This window comes from Staphylococcus sp. EG-SA-2 (genome assembly GCF_017152085.1).
In genome coordinates this window covers 1-482 of sequence record NZ_JACYHC010000257.1, presented here as the reverse complement: position 1 = coordinate 482, position 482 = coordinate 1, and the positions used below count along the sequence as shown (strand labels likewise).

At 29.9% G+C, this 482-nt stretch carries 1 protein-coding gene; it reads left to right on the top strand.

Translation table 11 applies throughout. The features are described 5' to 3' along the window. Positions 1-245 precede the first annotated feature (245 nt). Positions 246-353, top strand: coding sequence for a hypothetical protein (locus tag IDG60_RS02520; RefSeq protein ID WP_031762187.1), 108 nt, complete (start codon positions 246-248; stop codon positions 351-353). The last annotated feature ends 129 nt before the right edge of the window (positions 354-482 follow it).

Genomic DNA, 482 nt, shown 5'->3' with positions numbered 1-482 from the left:
TGAAGTTGAAGCGGGTTGAAGCAATTTCGTTTTATTAATGAAGCTGTGTGAAATATAGTGATTGAACAAAAAAGTGGTTTAATGGGATGGTGGTTATTTCCGTTTTAGAATTTAACATTTACACGTCTAATTTTAATCATTGTTTTAAATTTTATGAATCGAAGCCCTTTGATTTAATAATATTTGCTAATGCTAGTAACTTATCTGATTGTTCATGTTTAAAATAAAGAAAACCACTCACATCAGTGTGTGTTCGAACTAGACTTGTAAGTTCCAGTTCGGTACGACTTTCTAAAGCAATTATTATTGCTGTGATTGTCGTATATCACTTAGATGTGCGTGGTTTATTTTAATAGGTTAGTAATATATTAGGTCATGTTATGTTTAAGACTATAATGAATAAATAATTTAGAAATATGCTTCCGATTGTTCGATGCTTTAATTCAGTTAGAAGCATCATAGAATGCATGATTACTGTTGTA